The following is a 23,026-nucleotide window of genomic DNA, read 5'->3' on the forward strand; positions in this document are numbered from 1 at the left end:
CCCCCCGGCCACTCAGCGCGAGAACACCCGGCGCCAGAAGCCCTCGGCACGGTCGCCGACCGACTCGAGCGATTCGCCCATCTCGTCCAGCATCGGCTCGATCCGGTCTTCCTTGAACCGGGCCAGCAGCTGCCAGATCCAGATCACCAGCGCGGCCAGGGCGCCGAGGAAGAGGATGTTGAACCACGGGATGGGGCTTTCATCCGGGCTGCCCACCGGACGCAGTTCGACCGCGTTCGGATAGATCGAGAGATATTCGTTGCGCCAGCCGTAATGGGTCACGACCACCCAGTCGGGGTTTTCCTTGTCCGAGATCAAGTCGCTGGCCTTGGCCTGCAGGTTCGAGGTGTCGAACTTGAAATAGGGCGGCCAGCCCCAGCCGGTATCCTCGTTGCGGAAGACGACGGGCTTGCCGTCGCGGTTGAACGTCTCGATGAAATTGACGAAGCGGCTTTTGTCGCCTTCGCTGTTCCCGGCGCCGTTATTGGCGAAGAAGATCCGGTTCTCGCCGAAAGTGATCTGACGTTCCTTGGTCGCGGTGATCCGCACCACGTCATGCTGGGGCAGCGTGTAGTGCAGGAAGCCCGCGATCACCAGGACGACGATGGTGACGATGGTCCATTTGACGTAAGCCATTCGAGCCTCACATGTAATTCGTGATATAGATGATCGTGCCGACGACGATGGCCGGCACGACATAGACCCCGAGGATCAGCTTGCGCCGGAGCGAGCGGTCATATTGCCTCAACCCCTCCTCGACATAAGCCTGGCGGTCGCCGATGCGGACCTCCTCGTCCCATTCCCGTCCGAGCTTGCCGCGTCTGACCGCACGGGAATAGAGCGACACGGCGACATAGATCACCGTGAGGATCACGAACCCCGCAAGTGCGAAACGCAGGAATGCGAACATTGTTCCCTCCAGCGGGACAGGCGCGCCCCGTTCCGGGGATGAATATAGGACCCCCCGATACGATTTGCACGACAGCCGCGCAGCGCGCGTGCCCTCCGGGCGCGATTGCCGCAGCCCGGGCATGGCGCTAGGTTCGGGTCATGGACAGATCTGTGGAACATGGGCTTGAACAGGCGGTCGCGGCGGGGCGCGACGAGGTGGCGGCGCTGGCGCGCGATCTCATCCGCATCCCCACGCTGAACCCGCCCGGGCGCAACTATCTCGAAATCTGCGAATTCCTCGGCGAGCGGCTGGCCGCGAAGGGCTTCGAGGTCAGCTATGTCCGGGCCCGCGGCGCACCGGCCGACAGCGATGCCCATCCGCGCTGGAACATGATCGCGCGGCATGAGGGCGCGGGCGGGGGCGACTGCGTGCATTTCAACGGCCATCACGACGTGGTCGAGGTCGGCCATGGCTGGACCGTCGATCCCTTCGGCGGCGAGATCCGCGACGGCCGGGTCTGGGGCCGGGGCGCCTGCGACATGAAGGGCGGCATCGCCTCGGCGGTGCTGGCTGCCGAGACCTTCGTCGCCACCTGCCCCGCCTATCGCGGCGCGGTCGAGATCAGCGCCACCGCCGACGAGGAATCGGGCGGCTTCGGCGGCGTCGCCTGGCTGGCCGAGCGCGGCTGGTTCGCGCCCGAGCGGGTCCAGCATGTCATCATCCCCGAGCCGCTGAACAAGAACCGGATCTGTCTTGGCCATCGCGGCGTCTGGTGGGCCGAGATCGAGACCAAGGGCCGGATCGCCCATGGCTCGATGCCGTTTCTGGGCGATTGCGCGGTCCGCCACATGGGCGCGGTGCTGGCCGAGATGGAGGCCACGCTGTTTCCGCTGCTGGCCGGGCGGCAGACGGCGATGCCGGTCGTGCCCGAGGGCGCCCGGTCCGCCACGCTCAACATCAACGCGGTCCATGGCGGCGAGCCCGAGCAGGCGGAAGGTTATGACGGATTGCCCGCGCCCTGCGTGCCCGACCGCTGCCGCATCACCCTCGACCGGCGGGTGCTGATCGAGGAGGATCCCGAGGAGGTCAAGCGCGAGATCCGCGCGCTGATGGAGCGGGTCCGGGCGCGCCGTCCGGGCTTCGACTACGAGATCCGCGAGCTGTTCGAGGTCCGCCCCAGCATGACCGACCGCGACGCCCCGGTGGTGCGCTCGGTCGAGCGCGCTATCGGCCGGGTGCTGGGCAGCGCGCCCGATTTCGTGGTCTCGCCCGGCACCTATGACCAGAAGCATATCGACCGGATCGGGCGGCTCAGGAACTGCATCGCCTATGGGCCGGGCATTCTCGATCTGGCGCATCAGCCCGACGAATGGGTCGGCATCGACGACATGGTCGAGGCCGCGCAGGTCATGGCGCTGACGCTCCACGACCTGCTGGGCAGATGAGCGCGCCTCAGCGCGCCGCCACGGGGATATTGTCGATCAGCCGCACCCCGCCCAGATGTGCCGCCACCAGCAGCCGGGCCGGCACGTCCGGGGCCTCGAGCGGCGCCAGATCGGCAGCCGCGCGCAATTCGAGATATTCGACCTCGGCAAAGCCTGCCGCCAGGATCGCGCCCCGCGCCGTTGCCAGCGCCGCCCCCGCCCCGGTCCCGGCCTCGAGCGCCCGCCGCGCCTCGACAAGCGCATGATAAAGCGCCGGCGCCGTGGCCCGCACATCCCCGGGCAGAAGCGCATTGCGCGAGGACAGCGCCAGCCCGTCGGGCTCGCGCACCGTGGGGCAGCCCACGATCTCGACCGGAATGTCGAGATCGCGCACCAGCCGCCGCACCACCATCAGCTGCTGATAATCCTTCTCGCCGAAAAAGGCGCAATCGGCACCGGTCTGCAGCAACAGCTTGGTCACGACCGTCGCCACGCCGTCGAAATGGCCCGGCCGATGCGCGCCGCAAAGCCCCTCGCTGACGCCCGTGACCGAAACCGCGCTGGAAAAGCCCGGCGGATAGATCTGATCGGGCGCGGGCACATAGATCGCATCGACCCCGAGCGGCGCCAGCTTCTCGGCATCGCGCGCCTCGGTACGCGGATAGCGCGCCAGATCGCCCGGATCGTTGAATTGTCTCGGGTTGACGAAGATCGTCACGATCACCCGGTCGGCCGCAGCCTTCGCGGCGGCAGCGAGGCTCAGATGCCCGTCATGCAGCGCGCCCATGGTCGGCACCACCGCGACGCGGGCGCCCCCGGCCCGCCACTCGGCCCGAATTGCGCGCAGCGTCTCAAGGCTGCGCAGGATCGGCGCGCTCATGCGGCACCTCCGGTCTTGTCGGCAAAGACATGTTCGGGACCCGGGAAACGCCGGGCGCGGACCTCCCCGGCATAGGCCTCGGCCGCCGCGCGGGCGGCCGCGCCCAGCTCGGCATAGCGCTTGACGAATTTCGGCCGGAAGCCGGTGAAGACGCCCAGCATGTCATCGACGACAAGGATCTGCCCGTCGCAGCGCGCCGAGGCGCCGATGCCGATGGTCGGGATCGGAACGGCCTCCGTGATCCGGTCGGCCAGCGCCTCGGGCACCTTTTCCAGCACCACCGCGAAGGCGCCCGCCTCGGCCACCGCTTGCGCATCGGCCAGCACCCGCGCGCCGTCCGCGCCCCGGCCCTGCACCTTGTAGCCGCCGAAGCCCATCACGCCCTGCGGCGTCAGCCCGACATGGGCCATCACCGGAATGCCGCGCGCGGTCAGGAACCTTATCGTCTCGGCCATCGCCGCCCCGCCTTCCAGCTTTACCGCGCCGCAGCCGGTCTCGGCCATCAGCCGCGCGGCGTTGCGGAAGGCCTGTTCGGGGCTTTCCTCATAGCTCCCGAAGGGCATGTCGACGACCATCAGCGCCTGTGAGAGCCCGCGCGCCACCGCCCGGCCATGCATCAGCATCATCTCCATGGTGACGCCCAGCGTCGAGGGCAGGCCATGCAGCACCATGCCCACACTGTCGCCCACCAGAACGACATCGCAGGCGGCATCGACCGCCTCGGCCATCGGCGTGGTATAGGCGGTCAGGCAGACCAGCGGCGTGCCCCCTTTCCTTGCCCGGACCCCGGCCACCGTCATCTGGCGGCTTTCCGCACTTGCACTCATCCTGTCCTCCCTCACCCTTCCTTGGCGGGCCTTATAGCGCGCTGCAGCGCAGAATCCAGCGCGGCGGCGCGGCCCGGGCCTTGCCTTGACCCCCCGCACGGCCTCAGATGGGGGCGGAACGGAAAGGAGACCGCAGGATGCGCCCCATTCGGACGACCGCCCTGAACCTCGCCCTCGCGCTGCCCGTCGCGCTGCATCTGATCGCCGGGCCGGCACAGGCCGCGCCGCCGGAGACGATCACCATCGGCATGGTGCTCGAGCCGCCCAATCTCGACCCGACCTCGGGCGCGGCCGCCGCCATCGACGAGGTGGTCTATGCCAATCTCTTCGAGGGCCTCACCCGCTTCGCCCCCGACGGCACCGTGGTGCCAGGCCTCGCCGCCAGCTGGGAAGCGAACGAGGCCGCCACCGTCTACACCTTCCATCTGCGGGAGGGTGTGCGCTTTCACGACGGCACGGCGATGGAGGCCGAGGACGTGGTCTTCACCCTGGACCGCGCCCGGGCCCCGGATAGCACCAATGCCCAGAAGGCCCTGTTCGACGGGATCGAAAGCGTCGCGGCGACCGATCCGCTGACGGTCACGGTCACGCTTGCCCGGCCCGACGGCGCGTTTCCCTTCAAGATGGCCTGGGGCGATGCGGTGATCCTCGCCCCCGAAACCGCCGGGACCGAGGCCACCGCCCCGGTCGGCACCGGCCCGTTCCGGCTCGAGCGCTGGGTCCATGGCGACCGGGTCGAGCTGGTGCGCAACCCCGATTACTGGGGCCCGGCCCCGGCGCTGGCCCGCGCCATCTTCAAGTTCATCCCCGATCCGAACGCGGCCTATGCGGCGATGATGGCGGGCGATGTCGACGCCTTCCCGAATTTCCCCGCCCCCGAGACGCTGCCGCAATTCGAGGCCGATCCGCGGTTCCGGGTGATCGTAGGCACCACCGAGGGCGAAACCATCCTCGCGCTCAACAACCGCCGCGCGCCGCTTGACGACATCCGGGTGCGCGAGGCAATTGCCCATGCCATCGACCGGCAGGACATCATCGACGGCGCGATGTTCGGCTATGGCACGCCCATCGGCACCCATTTCGCGCCGCATCATCCCGATTATGTCGACCTCACCGCGCTGTCGGGGCATGATCCGAAAATGGCCCGGTCGCTGCTGGCCCAGGCCGGGCAGACCGACCTCACCCTGCGCCTCGCACTGCCGCCGCCCAGCTATGCCCGGCGCGGCGGCGAGATCGTGGCCGCCGAACTGCGCGCCGCCGGGATCGAGACCGAGATCGCCAACCTGGAATGGGCGCAATGGCTCGACCAGGTATTCAAGCGGCACGATTTCGACCTGACCATCGTCAGCCATACCGAGCCGATGGATATCGGCATCTATGCCCGGCCCGACTACTATTTCGGCTATGGCAAACCGGATTTCGTGGCCCTGATGGACCGGCTTGCGGGCGCGACCGCCCCCGAGGAGCGCTCGGAGATCCTGCAGGCGGCGCAACGGATGATCGCCGAGGATCACGTCAACATCTATCTCTTCCAGCTCGCCAAGACCGGCGTCGCCAATGCGAAGCTCGAAGGGCTCTGGGAAAACGCACCGACCCAGGCCAATGACCTGACCGCCGTGCGCTGGAGCGACTGATCCGGAGGAGCGCCTGCGGCGCAAGCCTTCTGGCCTGCCCCTGACGGGGCAGGCGGGCTTTCGGGTATTTGATCCAAGAAGAAACCGCAGCTGGCTTCTTCTTGGTCCAAATCCCATGTCGCGACAGCAGCGACCGCGCAGAGAGCCCGCCCCTCAGTCGATCACGTTGAACCCGGGCCCGTAGGGATAGCCGGTGATGTTTTCCGCGCCCTCCCCGGTGACGATCAGGATGTCGTGTTCGCGGTAGCCACCGGCGCCGGGACGGCCCCGGGGAATGGTCAGCATCGGCTCCATCGAGATCACCATGCCGGGTTCCAGCACGGTGTCGATATCCTCGCGCAGTTCCAGCCCGGCCTCGCGGCCATAGTAATGCGACAGGATCCCGAAACTGTGGCCATAGCCGAAGCTGCGATAGTCCAGCAGATCGCGCTCGGCGAGGAAATCATTGAGGCGATGGGTGATCTCGGCACAGGAGATGCCCGGTTTCAGCAGCGACATGCCATATTCATGGGCCGCCAGATTGGCCTCCCACAGCGCCAGCATCGCCGGATCGGGCGCACCCAGAACCATGGTCCGCTCGAGCGCGGTATAATAGCCCGAAATCATCGGAAAGGCGTTCAGCGACAGCAGGTCGCCGCGCTGCAGGACGCGGCCGGTCAGAGGGGTATGGGCGCCGTCGGTATTCGGCCCGGACTGGAGCCAGACCCAGGTGTCGCGATATTCGGCCTCGGGGAAACGCCGCGCGATCTCCAGCTCCATCGCGTCGCGCCCGGCCATCGCCACATCGATCTCGCGCGCGCCCTCGCGCACCGCCGCGCGGATCGCGTGGCCGCCAAGATCGGCCACCGCCGCCCCGGCCCGGATTAGGTCGAGCTCGGCCGGGCTCTTGCGCATCCGCTGCTCCATGGTCGCGGGCGCCAGATCGACCGTGCCCGCGGGCGCAAGGAAGGTGTCAAGCTCGTCCCGCCGGGCCAGCGTCAGGTGATCGGCCTCGATCCCGACGCGACGCCCCTGCCCCGCGACATGCGCGACCGCACGCCAGAAATTGTCGCGCGCCCAGTCGGTATAGCTCAGCGCCTCGCCATGGCAACGCCGCCAGGGCTGGCCCCCGTCGATGCCCGCACCGATCAGGACCGACTGCGAGGCGGTCACCACCAGCGCATAGGGCCGGCCGAAGCTGCAATAGAGAAAGCCAGAATAATAGGCCACGTTCTGCATCGAGGTCAGGACCGCGACCTCGGCGCCGGTGGCGTCCATCGCGGCCCGAAGCCCCATCAGGCGGGTGTCGTATTCCTCGGCCGAAAATGGCAGTGGCGCCTTCTCGTCTCCGGGGAAACGGCAGAAGGCGGGGCGGGGATCGGATCGGGTCATGAAAGCTCCCTCGGCAGGTGTCCCGGCACGCGGCCGGGGCATCGGATCTTCCCGGCGTACAGGAGAACAGGCGGCAAGCGCCGGGCAACGGGGCGCCAAACGCCCCCCGCGCGCGACGCCATCGGCGCGACGCCCGGTTGCGAGGATACAGCCGCCGCCCGGTCTGGCAAGCTGGCACGCCGGCCATCGCGACGGCGATTGCACTGGCGCGCCCCCCGCCCCTTGGCCTAGTTTCGGCGCCATGCTGCGATATGCCCTGACCCGCCTCCTGTCGCTGTCGCTGAGCCTGGTCGCCGCCAGTCTCGCGATCTTTGCGGCCATCGAGGTGATCCCGGGCGATCCGGCCGCCTACATGCTGGGGCTGAACGCCGCGCCCGAGACGGTGGCGGCGCTGCGCGACGAGCTGGGGCTCTCGGGCACGCTCTGGGCGCGCTATCTCGACTGGGTCTCGGGGCTCGCGACCGGCGACATGGGGCTGTCCTACACCTATCGCGTGCCGGTCGCCGATCTGGTGACCGAGCGGCTCGCGGTCTCGCTGCCGCTCGCGGCCTATGCGCTGGCGCTGTCGACGGCGATCGCGCTGCCGGTGGGGCTCTGGGCCGCGGCACGGCGCGGGCGACCGGCAGATCTGGGGATCATGGCGGCGACGCAGCTGGGCATCGCGGTGCCGAATTTCTGGTTCGCGATGCTTCTGGTGCTGGTCTTCGCGGTCAAGCTGCGCTGGGTCTCGGCGGGCGGCTTTCCGGGCTGGGAGGCGGGGCTTGGCCCCGGCATCAAGGCGCTGACGCTTCCGGCCGTGGCGCTGGCCCTGCCCCAGGCCGCGATCCTCGCGCGGGTGATGCGCTCGGCGCTGATCGAGACGCTGGGGCAGGACTATATCCGCAGCGCCCGCGCCAAGGGCCTGAGCCGGGCCCAGGCGCTCCGCCGCCATGCCTTCCGCAACGCGCTGATCCCGGTCCTGACCATCCTCGGGCTGCAATTCTCCTTTCTGCTGGCGGGGGCCATCATCATCGAGAACGTGTTCTTCCTGCCCGGGCTCGGGCGGCTGATCTTCCAGGCCATCACCCAGCGCGACCTGATCGTGGTCGAAAGCGTGGTGATGCTGCTGGTCTTCGCGGTGATCCTCGTCACCTTCCTCGTCGATCTGGCCTATGCTGCGGTCGATCCGCGGCTGAGGCGCCGATGAGCGCGCGTCCGGCCCTGATCGCGGGCGGCCTGCTCAGCGGCAGCGTGCTGGCGCTGGCGGCGCTGTCGCTTGTCTGGGTGCCCCATGACGTCGCCGCGCTGAACATCGCCGAGCGGCTGCGCCCGCCCGGTGACGCCCATCCGCTGGGAACCGACCATCTGGGCCGGGACATGCTGTCGATGCTGATGGTGGGCGCGCGCAGCTCGATCGCGGTGGCGCTGGTCGCGGTCGGCATCGGCATGGGCGCGGGCGTGCCGCTGGGGCTGATGGCGGCAGCAACCCGCGGCGGTTGGCTCGACGAGATCGTCATGCGCATGAACGACCTGATCTTCGCCTTCCCGGCGCTGGTGATCGCGATCCTGATCACCGCCATTCTCGGCCCCTCGGCGCTGAACGCGATCCTTGCCATCGGCATCTTCAACATCCCGGTCTTCGCCCGGGTCACGCGCGGCGCCGCACTCGGCCTCTGGACGCTCGATTATATCCGCGCGGCCGAACTGTCGGGCAAGGGCCGGGCCCGCATCAGCACCGAACATGTCCTGCCCAATATCGCCAATCTGCTGATCGTGCAGGCCACGATCCAGTTCAGCCTCGGCATCCTCGCCGAGGCGGGGCTGTCCTATGTCGGGCTCGGGGCGCAGCCGCCGACGCCCAGCTGGGGCCGGATGCTGGCCGAGGCGCAGACCATGATCTACAGCGCGCCCCGGCTGGCGATCCTGCCCGGCCTGGCCATCGTGCTGACCGTGCTCGGGCTGAACCTTCTGGGCGACGGGCTCCGCGACGCGCTCGATCCCCGGCTGAGGAGAGCCGCCCGGTGATCGCGATCGAGGGGCTAAGCCTCCGCATCAACGAGCTGCCGGTGCTCCGGCAGGTTTCGCTCGGGATCGGCCGGGGCGAGATCCTGGGGCTTGCGGGCGAAAGCGGCTCGGGCAAGTCGATGACCGCGCTTGCGCTGATGCGGCTTCTGCCCGAGGGCGCGCGGGCCGGGGGCCGGATCCGTCTCGACGGGCGCGACCTGATGGATCTGTCCGAACGGCAGATGTGCCGGATACGCGGCCGCGATCTGGGGATGATCTTCCAGGAGCCGATGACCGCGCTGAACCCGGTCAAGACGATCGGGGATCAGGTCGCCGAGACGCTGATCGTGCATGGCGAGGCAAGCCGGGCCGAAGCGCGGCGCGCGGCTGCGCGGCTCCTGCACCGGGTCGGGCTGCCGCCCGAGCGGTTTTCCCCCGGCCGCTTTCCGCATGAGCTCTCGGGCGGGCAGCGCCAGCGGGTCTGCATCGCCATGGCCATCGCCCTGCGCCCGCAACTGCTGATCGCCGACGAGCCGACCACCGCGCTCGATGTCACCACCCAGGCACGGATCCTCGATCTGCTGAAGGCGCTGGTGGCCGAGACCGGTATGGGGCTTTTGCTGATCACCCATGATCTGGCGGTGATCTCGGGATTTGCCGACCGTCTGGCGGTGATGCGCGCGGGCGAGATCGTCGAGGAGGGCCCGGCCGGAGCCGTGCTTGCCGCCCCAAGCCACCCCTATACCCGCGCCCTTGTCGCCGCCTCGACGCACAGACCTTCGAGCGCCCCGCCACTGCCCGGTCCGCCGCTTCTCGAGGTCAGGGGCGCGGTCCGCACCTATCCCGGCCCGCATCGCGGGCTGTGGCGCCGACCGCCGCCGCAGCGCGCGGTCGACGGCGTCAGCTTCGCCATCGCGCGCGGGGAAAGCCTCGGCCTCGTGGGCGAATCGGGATGCGGCAAATCAACCCTCGCGCGCGCCGTTCTGGGGCTCGAGCCGCTTCAGGGCGGCGAGATCCGGCTTGGCGGCACCGCGATCCGGGCCGGGACACCGATGCCCAGGCAGATCCGGCGCAGGATGAACGCGGTCTTCCAGGACACCTATGGCAGCTTCAATCCGCGCCATAGCGTCGCCCGGCTGATCGCCGAGCCGTTCCACCTGACCGGCCGCCCCGCCGATGCCACGGCCCGGATCGACGAGGCGCTGACCGCCGTGGGGCTCGAGCCGGCGGACCGCACGCGCTTCATCCACGAATTCTCGGGCGGCCAGCGGCAACGGATCGCCATCGCCCGGGCCCTGATCGCCCGGCCCGATCTGATCGTGCTTGACGAGGCGGTCTCGGCGCTTGACGTTCGGGTCAGGGCACAGATCCTCGACCTTCTGGCGGATCTCAGGGCGCGTTTCGGCCTGTCCTATCTTTTCATCAGTCACGACCTCTCGGTGGTCAGGTCGATCACCGAACGGGTGCTTGTGATGAAGGCCGGCAGGATCGTAGAGGAAGGGGCGACAGAAAAGGTACTGCATGAACCGGCGCATGCCTATACCAAGGCGTTGTTGGCCGCCGCTCCGAAGCTGAAGGAACCGGATTAGACACATATGCGCGAGCTTTGGTTCGAAACCGACCGCTGCTTCATCGGCGGGGTCTGGCAGCCCCCTGCCAGCCGCGATTTCCTCGCCGTCGAGAATCCCTCGACCGGGGCGCCGATCGGCTCGATCGCGCGCGGCAAGGTGGCCGATATCGACGCTGCGGTCACCGCGGCCGACGAGGCGCGCCAGGGCCCCTGGGGCCGGATGACCGCGACCGAGCGCGGGCGCGTGCTGACCCGGATCGGCCAGTTCGTGCGCGGCCGGGCCGAGACGCTGGCGCGGATCGAGGCGACCGATGTCGGCAAGCCGCTGACCCAGGCCCGCGCCGATGCTATGACGCTGGCGCGCTATCTCGAATTCTACGGCGGCGCCGCCGACAAGGTGACGGGCGAGACCATCCCCTACATGGAGGGCTATACCGTCTACACCCTGCGCGAGCCGCATGGGGTGACGGGCCATATCATTCCCTGGAACTACCCGATGCAGATCATCGGGCGCTCGGTCGGCGCGGCGCTGGCGATGGGCAATGCCTGCGTGCTGAAACCCGCCGAAGAGGCCTGCCTGACCGCGCTGGCCTTCGCCAAGCTGGCCGAGGAGGCGGGCCTGCCCGATGGCGCGCTGAACGTGGTACCGGGCCTTGGCGAGGAGGCGGGCGCGGCGCTGGCCTCGCATCCCGGGGTCGATCACATCTCGTTCACGGGCTCGCTTTCGGTCGGGCGCAAGGTTCAGGCCGAGGCCGCGCGCCATGTCGCGCCGGTGACGCTCGAGCTCGGCGGCAAGTCGCCCCAGATCGTCTTTGCCGATGCCGATCTCGAAGCGGCGCTGCCCTTCCTGGTCAATGGCGGGTTGCAGAATGCGGGCCAGAGCTGCTCGGCCGCGTCGCGCATCCTGGTCGAGCGGCGGCTTTACGACGAGCTGGTCGGGCGCATGGCCGAAGCCTATCGCGGGCTCTGGGTCGGGCCCGCACTCGAGGATCTCAATCTCGGGCCGCTGATCTCGTCCCGGCAGAAGGAGATCGTGCTGGATTACCTCAAGAAGGGCGAGGATCTCGAGACCGCGGCCGAGGGCCGGATCATCGGCAATGCGCCCGCGGGCGGCTATTACGTGGCGCCGCGGCTGCTGACCCGGGTGCCGCCCGGGCACCGTCTGGCCCAGGCCGAGATCCTCGGCCCGGTGCAGGTGGTGATACCGTTCGGCGACGAGGAGGAGGCGGTGGCCATTGCCAATGGCACCGGTTACGGACTGGTCGCCGCGGTCTGGACCCGCGATGGCGCACGGCAGATGCGGATGGCCCGCAAGCTGCGCGCGGGCCAGGTCTATCTCAACAATTACGGTGCCGGCGGCGGCGTCGAGCTGCCCTTCGGCGGCACCGGCCTGTCGGGGCACGGCCGCGAGAAAGGATTTCAGGCTTTGTACGGTTTTTCGGTTCTGAAGACGGTGGCTGCCCGCCATGGATGAAACTGCCCCCGTGACGGAACTGAACCCGGCCGGGCTGTCGGCAACGCCGCTCCGGCGCGACGACATGGCCCCGCCGGAGGCCCGCGATGCGCGCTACGAGGCCAATTATGACCGCACCACCTTGTGGTACGATGCGTTCTGGCGCGAGGATCGCGGCGAGGTGACGGTGATCGCGCCGCTCCTGCTCAATCTGGCCCGGCCGCTGTCGCAGGCCAGGGTCCTGCTGGACGGTCGCCCCGCACGGCTGCGCCGCCGCCGGTTCCAGCGCCACGAGATATGGCGGCTGCCCGCGCCCGCGAGGCCAGAGCGTATGCGCGTCGAGGGCGAGGGCTGGGCGGTGGAAGCGGCCGTCGGACGGGCCCGGCCCGAGCCCTTCGCCGGACGCAATGTTCTGCTGACGATTTCGCGCAACAACGACCTGCAGTGGGTCCGCGACCATGCCCTGTTTCACCGCAAGACGCAGGGGGCCGAGGCCTTTCTGTTCATCGACAACGGATCGGATGCCTATGCGCCCGGCGATATCGCGCGCGTCATCGAGGAGACCGGGCTTGCCGCGCATGTGGTCTCGGCGCCCGTGCCCTACGGACCGGTGATCCGGGGCGTGTCGAACCCGCACCGGGCCAAGTTCTTCCGTCCGGCCATGATGAACCTTGCCCGGCTGCGCTATCTCTATGGCGCGCGGGCCGTTCTGAATTCCGATATCGACGAGCTGGTCTGGTCCGAAGGCCGCAGCGTCTTCGACATGGCCGTGGCCCATCCCATCGGTTTTGCGCCTTTCCGGGGCCGCTGGCGGGTGCCGGCCCCCGAGGCGCAGCCGCCGCTGCACCATGTCGACCATTTTGTCCTGCCCGAGGAAGAACATGCCTGCCCGATCAAATATGCGGTCGCGCCGGGACGGCTTGCGGGCCGGTTCAACTGGGATGTGCACAGGCTCGAACGGCTGCCCTTCAAACACCGCTTCGTGCGACAGGAGGCCGGTTACTGGCACTGCGCGGCGGTCTCGACCGGGTGGAAATCCAGCGGGCGGCTGACAATGCCCGGCAGCGGCAGGGTCGATGAAGCGCTCAGGGCGCTGCTTCGGCGCGTCCTTGGCGACGGAGAGGCTTCGTCCTGACGCCGGGCTTTCTTCGGGCCGCGTGTCATGGGTATTTTTACCAAGAAGAAGACGAAAGGGGCGCGATGCGGCCGGGACCACGGAACCTTGTGACCGATGTGGCGGGGCTGACGGTCGGCCAGGCCGGGGATGCGCGGGTGAAGACCGGCGTGACGGTTCTGCTGGGCGAGGCGCCCTTCGTGGCCGGGGTGCATGTGATGGGCGGCGCGCCCGGCACCCGCGAGACCGATCTGCTGGCGCCCGACCGGCTGGTGCAGGAGGTCGATGCGCTGGTTCTGTCGGGTGGCTCGGCCTTCGGGCTCGATGCCGCGGCCGGCGTGACCGAGGGGCTGCGCGCCATGGGACGCGGCTTTGAGGTCGCGGGGCAGCGGGTACCGATCGTGCCGGGGGCGATCCTGTTCGATCTGGCCAATGGCGGCGACAAGAGCTGGGACGAGGCCCCGTATCGCGCGCTTGGCCGGGCGGCGCTGGCGGCCGTCTCGGACGAGATCGAGCTGGGCAGCGCGGGCGCGGGGCTCGGCGCCACCACGGCCGATCTGAAGGGCGGGCTGGGCTCGGCCTCGCTGGTGCTGGAGAGCGGCATCACCGTCGGTGCGCTGGTCGCGGTCAATGCGCTGGGCTCGGCGGTGATGGGGGGCGGGCCGGAATTCTGGGCCGCCCCCTTCGAGATCGGGGCCGAGTTCGGCGGGCTTGGGCCGGGGCGCCACGACCCCTATGCCGAGCCGCGGCCCGAGGCCAAGCTCGGCCAGTCGACCACCATCGCCATCGTCGCGACCGATGCGGCGCTGACACAGGCCCAGGCCACGCGGATGGCCATTGCCGCCCATGACGGCATGGCCCGCGCGCTGGTGCCGAGCCATACGCCCTTCGACGGCGATCTGGTCTTTGCCGCCGCGACCGGGGCAAAGCCGCTGCCCGGGGGCGGGTTCGAGGCGCTCAGGCTGGGCCATGCCGCCGCCATCTGCCTGGCCCGGGCCATCGCCCGCGGCGTCTATCTGGCACGCCCGGCTCCCGGCGACCCGCAGCCCTGCTGGCAGGACCGGTTCGGCGCCTGAGACGCCCCGGGTGGGGGGCCGCCTGCATTCCCCTTGGGTCCGCCGAGGGCCGAAACGAGGCAATCGCCCCCATGACCCCGAGGCGGGTTTTCTCGCTGCGCAGGGAAACCCGAACCGTTTGCTCCGCCGAGAGGAATTCCCGATCTGCTGCCGCCCGGCACGGTGAATGCAGAGAGCGCAGGCCCGGATTGGGGCCTCGGCGCCGCGCAGGCCGGACCGGAATGCGCGCAGATATCCGGCGCCCCTGGCGGTCTCGGCGATGGGATGGGCACCGCCCGGCGCGCCCCCGATCAGGCCGCGATCAGACCATCGCCGCGAGGGCCGGCCGGAAACGCAACCGGACAGGCGCCCGAGACACATCGATGCCGGCAGGAATTCTCGTGATCGGCCCCCGCGCGAACGCCCTGTCCCCCGAGACCGAGGCCCTGCCTTCTGCCAGTCGTCTCACCGCGGGCCGCGCCCTCCCCTCATTGACAAGGCGCTCCCGGACCGCGGAGATTTCCGCGCTCCGAAAGCGTGAAGACCCCAGACCCATTTGCCCAATTCCGGCGGAAGCCCGCGCCACGGCGCGGCCCGCCCCACCGGCCGGAACGCCGCCGCGGCAAATGCCCGATTGCCGGGACCGCTGCGCCCGGTGCTGCCCGCCCGCAGCGGAGGAACAGCCTTGCGGGGATGCTAGATCTCAAGCCCGTCGAACAGCGCCGTGGCAAGCGGGCTGTCGGCCCGCGCAAGCCCGTCGATCACGTTGAAATGATGATGCCCCGGATCCACGGTCAGCGCCGCGCCAGTCCAGGCCTCGGCCAGCCAGCGCGCCTGATCGATAAAGACCGGACGCTCGTCGCCGCCGACCCAGACATGGACCGGCACATCGGCCAAGGGCGTCATCAGCGCCGGGCTTTCGGCCGCAGCGATCTCTGCATCGAGCCCGAGCGGGCCGGCCATCCTGGTCCTGAGCAGCGGGCGCAGGTCGGAAAGCAGCGAGATCGGCATCGCCCGGGCGATCCGGTCGGCAACCCTCCCGGGCAGCGCGGCATCGGGGCAGAGCATCCGCGCCACCAGATGGCCCCCCGCCGAATGCCCGGCCAGCACCAGCGGCCCCGTCTCCACGCAGCCGGCGGCCGCCGCGACCGCGGCGCGGATATCCGCGGTGATCTCGGGGATCGTGACCTCGGGCGCCAGCCGGTAGGAGGGCAGCGCCGCTGCAAAGCCCCGCGCCAGCGCCGCTTCGGCCATATGCGACCAGAAGGACTTGTCGAACCGCATCCAGTAGCCGCCATGGACGAAGACCATCAGCCCCCTCGGCTCCGTCTCCGGGAAGAACAGATCGAAACGCTGGCGGGGATGATCGCCATACGGGCGGTCGAGCTCGGCCCGGACGCCTTTCCGGAACGCTTCGGCCGCCGCCGTGAGCCGCGCCGGATAGGTTTCCGAGTCGGGAATGTGGGGAGTGTTTGCATAGGCATCGTCCCAGTCGACAGTTTCCGCTTGCATGACCATTTGTCGCGCCTCCAAATACGGGTCACAGACCATCCAAGGGAGACGTATCGATGCCTGCACGCGACCTCAAGAGCCTGCTCAAGGACCCGGACCTGCTGGAAACCCGGGCCTATCTGGCCGGCGACTGGGCCGGTGCCGATGACGGCGCGACCTTCGCGGTGACCAACCCGGCCGATGGCGAGACCCTCTGCGAGGTGCCCGAGATGGGCCGCGCCGAGACCGCGCGCGCCATCGAGGCCGCGGCCGCCGCACAGAAACGCTGGGCCGCGAAGACCGCGAAAGAGCGCGCCAACACCATGCGCAAATGGTACGATCTATTGATGGCCGCGCAGGACGATCTGGCCATGATCCTGACCGCCGAGATGGGCAAGCCGCTGGCCGAGGCCCGGGGCGAGATCGCCTATGGCGCCTCCTTCGTCGAATGGTTCGCCGAAGAGGCCAAGCGGATCTATGGCGAGACCATTCCCGGCCACCAGCCCGACAAGCGCCTGACCGTGATCCGCCAGCCGGTGGGCGTCGTGGCCGCGATCACGCCCTGGAACTTTCCCAATGCGATGATCACCCGCAAGGCCGCGCCGGCGCTGGCCGCGGGCTGCGCCATCGTCATCAAGCCCGCCGCCGAGACCCCGCTTTCGGCGCTGGCCATGGCCGTTCTGGCCGAGCGCGCGGGCCTGCCCAAGGGGCTTTTCTCGGTTGTCACCTCGACGAAATCGCCCGATATCGGCCTCGAATTCAGCGAGAATCCGCTGGTGCGCAAGATCACCTTCACCGGCTCGACCGGGGTCGGCCGCATCCTGCTGCGCCAGGCCGCCGATCAGGTCAAGAAATGCTCGATGGAGCTGGGCGGCAATGCCCCCTTCATCGTGTTCGACGATGCCGATCTCGACGCCGCCGTGCTGGGCGCCATCGCCTGCAAGTTCCGCAATAACGGCCAGACCTGCGTCTGCGCCAACCGGATCTACGTGCAGGCGGGCGTCTATGACGCCTTCGCCGCCAAGCTGGTCGAGGCGGTCGGCAAGCTCAGGGTCGGCGACGGCATGGAGGAGGGCACCGATCTCGGCCCGCTGATCTCGGAGGCCGCGCGCGAGAAGGTCGAGACCCATCTGGCCGACGCCACCGCCAAGGGCGCGAAGGTCATCCTCGGCGGCAAGCCGCATCAGCGCGGCGGCACCTTCTTCGAGCCCACCATCGTCACCGGCGCCACCCGCGAGATGCAGTTCGCCACCGACGAGACCTTCGGCCCGCTGGCGCCGCTGTTCCGCTTCGAGACCGAGGATGACGTCATCGCCATGGCCAATGACACCATCTTCGGGCTGGCCTCGTATTTCTACGCCCGCGACCTGTCGCGGGTCTACAAGGTGGCCGAGGCGCTGGAATATGGCATCGTCGGCGTCAATACCGGTGTGATCTCGACCGAGGTCGCGCCCTTCGGGGGCGTCAAGCAATCGGGGCTCGGCCGCGAGGGCAGCCGGCACGGCATCGAGGACTATCTCGAGATGAAATACATCTGCATGTCGGTCTGACCCGGGACCGGCAGCCCCGACGAAAGATGAGAGAACGGCGCAGGCGGACCGGGACAACCGGCCCGCCTGCGGTCATTTCCGCCTTGACCCCGAAGCGCCTGTCGGCGGAACATCGGACCCAGACGGGACGGCGGCCCGACGCCACAGGCGGCCGCACCCGACCTCCGGGACCGGCCCCCGCCGATGCCGGACCCGGGCGCAGGACCTCCTCGGGGCGGCGGATCGACCCGTTCGACGCCACCGACAGGAGGATTTCATCGCATGCGCTGCTTCACCATCCTGGGCCCGACGCAATCCGGCAAGACGACGTTGCTCGGGGCGCTGGGCGAGCTCGAGGGCCGACCGGTCACGGCCGCCTTCACCGACGCCCTGACCGTCAGCCAGTTCTCCTATCTGGGCGAGGCCTGGGCCGGGTTCGACATCGAGGGCGGGCCCGACCATCTGGGCCAGGCCGGCGAGGCGCTGGCCGCCTCGGATGCCGCCATTCTCTGCGTGGGCCCCGACCCCGACATGGCGGTGCTGGCCGCGCCCTATCTGCGGCTGATCGAACAGTCCCAGGTGCCCTGCTTCATCTTCATCAACAAGATGGACCAGGACGAGGCCCGGATCCGCGACATCGTCGGCGCGCTGCAGGCCTATGCCAACCACCATATCGTCCTGCGCCAGGTGCCGATGCGGGATGCCGAGGGCCATGTGACGGGCTCGGTCGATCTGGTCTCGGAACGCGCCTTCCAGTATCGCGAGGGGCAAAGCTCGAAGCTGATCGAGATCCCCTCCGCGATCCAGGACCGCGAGCAGGAGGCCCGGGGCGAGTTGCTCGAGCACCTGGCCGATTTCGATGACGGGCTGATGGAACAGCTCATCGAGGACCGCGCACCCGCCTCGGAGGAGGTATACTCCATCCTAGCCGGGGCCCATCGCGACAATGCGATCATGGCCGCCTATCTGGGCGCCGCAAGCCATGGCAACGGGCTGAGCCGGCTGATGAAGGCGCTGCGCCACGAGGCACCGGGGCGCGAGGCGATCGGGCGCCGGCTCGGGATCGAGGCGCCGCTGGCCCTGGGCGTCGCCTCCGACACCCGCAAGCATGTCGGCAAATCGACCCTGATCCGGGCGCTGGGCCGGGGCATCCGCCATGGCGAGCCGCTGGCCGGGGCCGCGCTCGGCACCCTGACCGGGATCGACGGCAAGGCGGTGGCCGAACCGCTCGACCCCGGCACGCTGGCGGTGGCGGTCAAGTCCGACCATCTCGACCCGGGCATGGCCTATGGCGCCGAAACCAGCCTGCCGCTGCCGCGCTGGACCCGCGGCCGGCCGCCGAGCTATCCGCGCCTGCTCCTGCCCGCGAACGAACGCGACGATGCGCGCCTCTCGGCCGCCCTGGGCCGGATGGCGGCGACCGATCCGGGGATGGAGACCGCGCAGGATGGCGAGACCGGTCATGCGGTTGTGCATCTGCAGGGCCCGATCCATCTGCGCCGGGTGCTGGCCAGGCTGGCCGAGGATTTCGGCATCGAGGCGGTCGAGCAGCCGGTCTCGGGGATCTACCGCGAGACCGTGACGAAGCCGGTCGAGACCCATTACCGCCACCGCAAGCAATCGGGCGGTGCCGGGCAGTTCGCCGATGTGGTGCTGGCGGTCCTGCCGCAGGGGCGCGGCGCGGGCTTTGCCTTCGACGAGACCATCAAGGGCGGCACCGTGCCCCGCAACTACATTCCCGCGGTCGAGGCCGGGGCGCGCGAGGCGATGGAGCGCGGGCCGCTCGGCTTTCCGGTGGTCGATGTCGCGGTGACGCTGCTCGACGGCAAGGCCCATGCGGTCGACAGCTCGGACCATGCCTTCCGCACCGCGGCCAAGGCCGGGATACGCGAGGCGCTGGAGCAGGCCGGCACGGTCGTGCTGCAGCCGATCGAGCGGGTCGAGATCCATGTGCCGACGATCCATTCGGGCTCGCTGGTGGCGCTGGTCAGCAGCCTCAAGGGCCAGGTCCTGGGCTTCGAGACCCATGGCCGCGCCCGCGGCTGGGACCTGTTCCGGGCGCTGCTTCCGGCCGCGGCCCGGGAAGAGCTGTTCCAGGCGCTGGGCGGTCTCAGCCAGGGCACCGCCTGGTTCGAGAGCCATTTCGACCATTACGAGGAGCTTCACGGCAAGGATGCCGACCGCATCCGCGAGGCTCGTGCCGCCGAGCTGGCCTGACCGGCGCGCCTTGCCTGACGGGACGGGCTGCCGCAGACACCGGCGCGGCCCGCCCCTCGGGAGGCCAGCAACGAGGAGGGGCGCAGGAGACGCCCTGCCCCCCGCGTCCCGGCCGATGATCAGCCGGTGATCAACGGGAGTGACGACCATCCCTGGCGATGATCTGAAGCGCCTTGCTCACCACAACGGCAATCGCGCCGCCGATCCAGCCCGCCAGAAAGGCATTTATGGCAACTGCCGTTCCCATCAGGGCAAGGCCCATATTTCCGATCAGGAATGTCATCAGAAGGCCGCAGACGATCGGAACGAGAAGAATTGCCCTGACGAAAGCCGACTGCGCCAGATACCAGGCCCAGGTCGCGTGCAGGGCCTTCTTGAAACGAGGCAGGGGGTCCATTCGCAAATCCTCCGCGTGATGCCCGTATTTTCGTCGCTCAGGCATCGTGCCACGGCCGGCACGGGCCGGGAAACCGGAAGATGCTTCGAATGAAAGATGACCTGCGCCAATCGGGCTTGCGGGCCATCGTCCTGCCGGAAGGCCCGGCCTCTGCGCGCGGGGTTGGCACGAAAGGGCGCGCGGGATGTCCCGCGCGCCCATGATCGCCTGCTCCGAATTCGGTCGCTCAGACCGCCGCGCCCTCGGGCTGCGCGGCAGTCTCGCGGGCCTCGATGCTGCGCGCCACATCGCTCGAGATCTCGATCCGGCGGGGCTTCAGCGCCTCGGGCACCTCGCGCATCAGATCGACATGCAGCATGCCGTCGGCATGGGTCGCGCCGGTCACGCGGACATGATCGGCCAAGGCAAAGCGGCGCTCGAAGGCGCGGGTCGCGATGCCGCGATGCAGGAAGGTCCGCTCGGTCTCCTCGGGCGCCTTGCGCGCGGCGATCACCAGCGCGCCGTCCTTGACCTCGACCGCCAGTTCATCGGCGGCAAAGCCGGCCACGGCGACCGAGATCCGGTAGCCCTGCTCCGAGGTCTTCTCGATATTGTAAGGCGGATAGGTCGGCTGGGCCATGTCGCTGGCCATCACCCGGTCCATCAGGTCCGCGACCCGGTCGAAGCCGACGGTGGCGCGGTAAAGCGGGGCAAAATCATAGTGACGCATGGTGCATCCTCCATTGAGCGATGTCGTCTGTCTGCTGGCCCTCCCGACAGGGGACAGGCCGGTTTCGCGGACCCAGAAGGCGTCCGCAATCTCTAGCTGGGAACGGGCGGGGCCGGTGTCAAGACCTTCACGGCGGCGCCTGTGGCCGTCCGGAACACCCTGCCGGAAAGCCCCCTGCCCCTGCCCTTGCGCTGTCGCGCCGGGATCAGGGCCGCAGAGGCCTGACGTCAGCGCCGGGCACCAATCCCGTGCCGAACCGGGACATGCCATGGCGCCCCCGGCGCGCCGCGACGAGGCGATCCGCCGCCAGCCCTGCGCGCAGCCCCTTCAGCCCGTCATGAGGGACCGCAGCCAGCGCCACCTCATCTGTTCCGAACGCGGCCCTGGCCGAGACCACCGACAGGATGCGCGGCAGGCCGTCCCCGATCCGGAAGACCGGCGCGCCGGAGGCTCCGAAACCGACCGCGCAGGACAGCATCACCACGCCATCGATCCCGGCCAGCACATGGCAGCCCTCCTGCAGCGAGGCCATGTCCGGGCGCTCGCGCGCATGGGACACCACCGCCACTGCCTCGCCCTGCCGCGGCCCGGGTACGATGCCGAAGGGCACGAGCCCCGGCAGGCGGATCGCCCGGTCAAGCTCCAGCAATGCCAGATCGTGCCGCACCCGGCCGACCGAGGCCGCCTTGCCATGGATGTAACCGGGATGCACCGCGCCGCGCCGGATGCGGCGCAAGGCTTCGGCCCGGCCGTTGCGCCAGCCCGCGCGGAATTCCAGCCCCGCCAGCGGCAGCCGATGGCCGGTTGTCCCGTCAAAGAGGCAATGCGCGGCGGTCAGCACCTGATCGGGCGCGACCAGCGCGGCCGTGCAGAAGCCGCCCCCGCCCAGTTCGAGCCGCCCGACCGCCTCCCAGCCCCGCGACTCCTGGCCGGTAACAAGCGGTTGCAGCGGCCGGTCGGCGCCCGTCCCGGCCGTTCCCCCAAGCGCGGCCTCGGACGCGGCGGCACCCGCGATCATCCCGGCCAGCACCACCCCCCGGAGACGCAGGCTCCGGCGGCAAAGCGCATCAGGACGCGGAAAGAAAAGGCGGCATGGATGCATCCCGCCGCCCTGGCACCCGCGCACGGCGATATTGCGGCATGCGCCGGGCGGGATACGGCATCCGGGCCGTCACCGACAGGGAATGACGCTCAGCCCGCCCCCAGCGCCCGCGGCCGCGGCCCGCCGGTCGCCCAGTCGACCAGCTCGACCGTATGCAGGACCGGCACACCCGTGCCCGAGCCGATCTGCGCGATGCAGCCGATATTGCCCGCCGCGATCACATCCGGCGCCTTCGCTTCCAATGTCCGGACCTTGCGCGCCTTCAGCTGCCCCGCGATCCCGGGCTGAAGCAGATTGTAGGTGCCGGCCGACCCGCAGCACAGATGCGCATCGACCGGCTCGACCACCTCGAAGCCCGCCCGGCGCAGCACCGTCTTCGGCGCGTCCTTCACCTTCTGCCCGTGCTGCAGCGAGCAGGCCGCATGATAGGCCACGCGCAGCCCGCCCCGGCCGGGCGGCAGATCCAGCCGCTCGAGCAGTTCGGAAATGTCCACCGCGCGTTCGGCCACCGCCGCCGCCTGCCCGGCCAGCGGATCGTTGCGGAACATGTGGCCGTAATCCTTCACCGTGGTGCCGCAGCCGCTGGTATTGACGACGATGGCGTCAAGCCCCTCGCCCGCGATCTCGGCCGACCAGGCCCGGATCGCCTGTGCCGCCTGGGCATGAGCCTCCCCGGCGCGGCCCATATGATGGGTCAGCGCCCCGCAGCAGCCCATGCCGCGCGCCACCACCACCTCGACCCCGTGCCGGGTCAGCACCCGGATGGTCGCATCGTTGATATCGGGATCGAGCGCCTTCTGCGCGCAACCGGTCAGAAGCGCGACCCGCATCCGTCGCGCGCCCCGGGCCGGAAACACCTGCGGCCGGTCGCTCTCGCCCGGCGGGCGAAGATCAGGCGGCGCCATCTCCAGCATGGCCCGAAGCCGCGGATCGGGCATCAGCCGCGCGAACGGCCGCCCCAGCCGCGCCAACCGCAGCGCGACCCGGAACCGCCCCGGAAAGGGCAGCGTCTTCGCCACCAGCCAGCGCAAAGCCCGGTCGCGCCAGGGCCGCCGGTAGGTCGCCTCGATATGGGCGCGGGCCTGATCGACCAGATGCATGTAATGCACGCCCGAGGGGCAGGTCGTCATGCAGGCAAGGCAGGACAGGCAGCGGTCGACATGACGCACGGTCTTCTCATCGGCGGGCCGGCCGCTCTCGAGCATGTCCTTGATCAGGTAGATCCGTCCGCGCGGACTGTCGAGCTCGTCGCCGAGGATCTGATAGGTCGGGCAGGTCGCGGTACAGAAGCCGCAATGAACGCAGGCCCTGAGGATCTCGTTGGCCCGGGCAAGCGCCGGGTCCTGCAGCTGCGCCTCGGTGAAATTCGTCTGCATCG

Annotated in this window: 20 protein-coding genes; 10 read left to right on the forward strand and 10 right to left on the reverse strand. The window is 69.5% G+C overall.

Annotated features, from left to right (window positions below; all coding sequences use genetic code 11):
• Positions 1 to 12: 12 nt before the first annotated feature.
• Positions 13 to 636, reverse strand: a complete 624-nt coding sequence (locus B5V46_RS13905) for a DUF1523 family protein (protein ID WP_080617153.1) — start codon at positions 634 to 636, stop codon at positions 13 to 15.
• A gap of 7 nt (positions 637 to 643) precedes the next feature.
• Complete coding sequence (locus B5V46_RS13910) at positions 644 to 910, reverse strand: hypothetical protein (RefSeq protein WP_080617154.1); 267 nt, start codon at positions 908 to 910, stop codon at positions 644 to 646.
• A 140-nt stretch (positions 911 to 1,050) separates the two neighbouring features.
• Here B5V46_RS13910 and B5V46_RS13915 point away from each other — a divergent pair, with 140 nt between their 5' ends.
• Positions 1,051 to 2,337: an acetylornithine deacetylase/succinyl-diaminopimelate desuccinylase family protein gene (locus B5V46_RS13915; RefSeq protein WP_080617155.1), complete on the forward strand. Its 1,287-nt coding sequence runs from the start codon at positions 1,051 to 1,053 to the stop codon at positions 2,335 to 2,337.
• Between the two features lie 7 nt (positions 2,338 to 2,344).
• Here B5V46_RS13915 and panC read toward each other — a convergent pair whose 3' ends face one another.
• Positions 2,345 to 3,196: a pantoate--beta-alanine ligase gene (gene panC, locus B5V46_RS13920; protein ID WP_080617156.1), complete on the reverse strand. Its 852-nt coding sequence runs from the start codon at positions 3,194 to 3,196 to the stop codon at positions 2,345 to 2,347.
• Positions 3,193 to 4,023 (reverse strand): 3-methyl-2-oxobutanoate hydroxymethyltransferase, encoded by an 831-nt coding sequence (panB, locus tag B5V46_RS13925; RefSeq protein ID WP_080617157.1) that lies wholly within the window; start codon positions 4,021 to 4,023, stop codon positions 3,193 to 3,195. The genes panC and panB overlap by 4 nt, the downstream gene beginning before the upstream one ends.
• A gap of 137 nt (positions 4,024 to 4,160) precedes the next feature.
• Here panB and B5V46_RS13930 point away from each other — a divergent pair, with 137 nt between their 5' ends.
• Complete coding sequence (locus B5V46_RS13930; RefSeq protein ID WP_080617158.1) at positions 4,161 to 5,657, forward strand: ABC transporter substrate-binding protein; 1,497 nt, start codon at positions 4,161 to 4,163, stop codon at positions 5,655 to 5,657.
• Between the two features lie 153 nt (positions 5,658 to 5,810).
• Here B5V46_RS13930 and B5V46_RS13935 read toward each other — a convergent pair whose 3' ends face one another.
• On the reverse strand, positions 5,811 to 7,028 hold the full coding sequence (locus B5V46_RS13935) for an aminopeptidase P family protein (protein WP_080617159.1): 1,218 nt from the start codon (positions 7,026 to 7,028) through the stop codon (positions 5,811 to 5,813).
• Between the two features lie 241 nt (positions 7,029 to 7,269).
• On the opposite strand from B5V46_RS13935, the gene B5V46_RS13940 reads away from it, so the two are divergent.
• The 6 genes from B5V46_RS13940 to B5V46_RS13965 all read left to right on the forward strand — a co-directional run bounded on the left by B5V46_RS13940 (position 7,270) and on the right by B5V46_RS13965 (position 14,224).
• Positions 7,270 to 8,214 (forward strand): ABC transporter permease, encoded by a 945-nt coding sequence (locus B5V46_RS13940; RefSeq protein ID WP_080617160.1) that lies wholly within the window; start codon positions 7,270 to 7,272, stop codon positions 8,212 to 8,214.
• The gene (locus B5V46_RS13945) at positions 8,211 to 9,032 is read left to right on the forward strand and encodes an ABC transporter permease (RefSeq protein ID WP_080617161.1); all 822 of its coding nucleotides are present in this window, start codon (positions 8,211 to 8,213) and stop codon (positions 9,030 to 9,032) included. The genes B5V46_RS13940 and B5V46_RS13945 overlap by 4 nt, the downstream gene beginning before the upstream one ends.
• The gene (locus tag B5V46_RS13950) at positions 9,029 to 10,600 is read left to right on the forward strand and encodes an ABC transporter ATP-binding protein (RefSeq protein ID WP_080617162.1); all 1,572 of its coding nucleotides are present in this window, start codon (positions 9,029 to 9,031) and stop codon (positions 10,598 to 10,600) included. The genes B5V46_RS13945 and B5V46_RS13950 overlap by 4 nt, the downstream gene beginning before the upstream one ends.
• A gap of 6 nt (positions 10,601 to 10,606) precedes the next feature.
• Positions 10,607 to 12,055: an aldehyde dehydrogenase family protein gene (locus B5V46_RS13955; protein WP_080617163.1), complete on the forward strand. Its 1,449-nt coding sequence runs from the start codon at positions 10,607 to 10,609 to the stop codon at positions 12,053 to 12,055.
• Positions 12,048 to 13,169, forward strand: coding sequence for a hypothetical protein (locus tag B5V46_RS13960; protein WP_080617164.1), 1,122 nt, complete (start codon positions 12,048 to 12,050; stop codon positions 13,167 to 13,169). Before B5V46_RS13955 ends, B5V46_RS13960 begins: the two co-directional genes overlap by 8 nt.
• A 65-nt stretch (positions 13,170 to 13,234) precedes the next feature.
• Positions 13,235 to 14,224, forward strand: coding sequence for a P1 family peptidase (locus B5V46_RS13965; RefSeq protein ID WP_080617165.1), 990 nt, complete (start codon positions 13,235 to 13,237; stop codon positions 14,222 to 14,224).
• A gap of 675 nt (positions 14,225 to 14,899) precedes the next feature.
• Here B5V46_RS13965 and B5V46_RS13975 read toward each other — a convergent pair.
• On the reverse strand, positions 14,900 to 15,715 hold the full coding sequence (locus tag B5V46_RS13975) for an alpha/beta hydrolase (protein WP_080618069.1): 816 nt from the start codon (positions 15,713 to 15,715) through the stop codon (positions 14,900 to 14,902).
• Between the two features lie 56 nt (positions 15,716 to 15,771).
• Between B5V46_RS13975 and B5V46_RS13980 the strand changes: the two genes are divergently transcribed.
• Both B5V46_RS13980 and B5V46_RS13985 read left to right on the forward strand, forming a co-directional pair.
• The gene (locus tag B5V46_RS13980) at positions 15,772 to 17,244 is read left to right on the forward strand and encodes an NAD-dependent succinate-semialdehyde dehydrogenase (protein WP_080617167.1); all 1,473 of its coding nucleotides are present in this window, start codon (positions 15,772 to 15,774) and stop codon (positions 17,242 to 17,244) included.
• Positions 17,245 to 17,505: 261 nt separating this feature from the next.
• Positions 17,506 to 19,440 (forward strand): elongation factor G, encoded by a 1,935-nt coding sequence (locus B5V46_RS13985; protein WP_080617168.1) that lies wholly within the window; start codon positions 17,506 to 17,508, stop codon positions 19,438 to 19,440.
• 130 nt (positions 19,441 to 19,570) lie between these two features.
• On the opposite strand, the gene B5V46_RS13990 is transcribed toward B5V46_RS13985, so the two are convergent.
• The 4 genes from B5V46_RS13990 to glcF all read right to left on the reverse strand — a co-directional run bounded on the left by B5V46_RS13990 (position 19,571) and on the right by glcF (position 23,024).
• On the reverse strand, positions 19,571 to 19,837 hold the full coding sequence (locus B5V46_RS13990) for a hypothetical protein (RefSeq protein ID WP_080617169.1): 267 nt from the start codon (positions 19,835 to 19,837) through the stop codon (positions 19,571 to 19,573).
• Between the two features lie 226 nt (positions 19,838 to 20,063).
• Positions 20,064 to 20,546, reverse strand: a complete 483-nt coding sequence (locus B5V46_RS13995) for an Hsp20 family protein (protein WP_080617170.1) — start codon at positions 20,544 to 20,546, stop codon at positions 20,064 to 20,066.
• 205 nt (positions 20,547 to 20,751) lie between these two features.
• A complete protein-coding gene (locus B5V46_RS14000; RefSeq protein ID WP_196774258.1) occupies positions 20,752 to 21,579 on the reverse strand; it encodes a serine protease in 828 nt (275 codons plus the stop codon).
• A gap of 158 nt (positions 21,580 to 21,737) precedes the next feature.
• Positions 21,738 to 23,024, reverse strand: a complete 1,287-nt coding sequence (gene glcF / locus B5V46_RS14005; protein ID WP_080617171.1) for a glycolate oxidase subunit GlcF — start codon at positions 23,022 to 23,024, stop codon at positions 21,738 to 21,740.
• Positions 23,025 to 23,026 lie beyond the last annotated feature (2 nt).

The sequence above is a fragment of the Rhodovulum sp. MB263 genome (genome assembly GCF_002073975.1).
Classification (GTDB): domain Bacteria; phylum Pseudomonadota; class Alphaproteobacteria; order Rhodobacterales; family Rhodobacteraceae; genus Rhodovulum.